General features: G+C 37.4%; 1 protein-coding gene and 2 pseudogenes. All 3 read left to right on the top strand.

Going from position 1 to position 1,771, the window contains the following annotated elements:
- A pseudogene (locus tag ACVRZH_RS10050) lies at nt 1-821 on the top strand (hypothetical protein); the annotation flags it as partial.
- 30 nt (nt 822-851) lie between these two features.
- Nucleotides 852-1,268: an Imm70 family immunity protein gene (locus ACVRZH_RS10045; RefSeq protein ID WP_120171807.1), complete on the top strand. Its 417-nt coding sequence runs from the start codon at nt 852-854 to the stop codon at nt 1,266-1,268.
- A 250-nt stretch (nt 1,269-1,518) separates the two neighbouring features.
- Nucleotides 1,519-1,771: pseudogene (locus ACVRZH_RS10040) on the top strand (hypothetical protein); the annotation flags it as partial.

Below are 1,771 nucleotides of genomic sequence, written 5' to 3'. Positions count from 1 at the left end.
CAGGCACAATCGCCTATGGGGCTTCCAATGTGGCAGAAGCAGGACAAGATATTTACCTAGGCTATAAAGGTGATGGTAAAACCTTAGCCATCAACCCCATCCGAGATACCCTCTTCATGGGAAATGACAAACTATACCATCAAGTTGGAGGTCTTTTTACAACAGCTAGTGCGGTGATGATACCCATTGGACAAACACAGAGTGTGACTAAAGGCCTCGCTGAGTTTGCGATAGGTGAGGTAGGAGGTTTTGTCGGAGGTCAGGCAGGCTATCACGGAACCAAACTCCTTGGAGGAAGCGAAGCTGATGCCAAGCGTGCAACTTTTGTAGGCAATATCCTAGGAGGCTTTGCGGCATCGTCTGCGGCGAGTAAGTTTAGTTTGAACAAACTGACGACGAAAAAAATGCCTGAGCAAGAAAATTTGTCAGGTATTGACGAATTAGTTGAGAGACCGAGTTGGAGGCAATCAGAAGTTGATGTCGGGAAAGACTTTCCAGGCTATGAACCTCAAAAATCATTTCTTAATGGTAATGAGGTACCGCATGGAACTAAGGGAAGTGTGAGACCTGAGTATTATAAGGCTGGTCATAGTATAGAAGTTAAAAATTATAATGTACAAACTAGTAAGGGTCGGAGTAATCTGGTGAATAATGTTAGTAAACAGGTTAAGCAGAGAACACATAATCTTCCTGAGAGTACAAAACAAACAGTTGTTATAGATGTTAGAGGTCAAAATGTAGACTCTAACGTGTTAAAACAAATCAGAGATAATATATTATCTAAGTCGGGATTTGATGTCCAAATTTTATTTAAAAAATAGTATTAAAGAAAAGAAAGGAATATAGTTGTAATGGTAGTTGGTTTGAAAGCGGATTTTTTTTGGTATTCTATAGGGGAACCAGATTTTTTACATTCCTTCTTTTCGAGTGTATGTATAAATCTTGAGAATGGTCGCTGGGGCGAAAAATTTCCGATAGTAATGAAAAATTTATATAGTGGTCAATTAGCTGTTGAACAGATAAGCCAAGCATCTGTAGAACTGGAGCAAATAGAGAGAGAGTTTCAAGTTCTTTCTCCCGATAAGGTAATTTGGGATGCTAATGATTTATCAAAAACACCACCTTGGGGAGATAATATAAGTACGGATGTAAAAAATCTATCTGATTATTATTTAACTAGTTCAGGTGATAATATTTTTACTACATTTAAAAATGCATTCAGAGATGGATTGAAAGAAAATGTTCCAATTGAAATACTAAATTTATAATTTAAAGAAGTTCTCGTTATCTGTATATGGTAATGGATAAGGTTGGTTATAATTTGGAGCAGTTCAATATTCTCAATTATAAAACGACCAATCGTATTGGTTATCAGAATTCATCCAGATTTTATATGTTAATAACTTTACGAAAAAGGCGATAGATGCTACAGATGAAATTTTTTTCTCACGTTTAATAGACGGGGTAGTTAATCCTAAACCAATAAATTTAGATTATTTACCTACAGAAAAGTAATAGTTGGTACTCAAAAAATCACTTGAAGAATTAGTTTCTTTAAGTGATTTTACTATAACTGTAGCGGATAGTCTAGTAGCTATTGTAGCAACAGCAGGTACTGCGACCCCTTTGGTTGTAGGTGCAGGGGTTGTAGCAGGAACAGGCACAATCGCCTATGGGGCTTCCAATGTGGCAGAAGCAGGACAAGATATTTACCTAGGCTATAAAGGTGATGGTAAAACCTTAGCCATCAACCCCATCCGAGATACCCTCT

The organism is Streptococcus fryi, assembly GCF_053206505.1.
The sequence above is the reverse complement of the archived record's forward strand: the minus strand, read 5'-3'. Positions and strand labels throughout refer to the sequence as shown.

Excerpts from the sequence above, each read along its gene's own strand:
- ACVRZH_RS10045 (WP_120171807.1), top strand. The coding sequence starts at position 852 with ATGGTAGTTGGTTTGAAAGCGGATTTTTTTTGGTATTCTATAGGGGAA.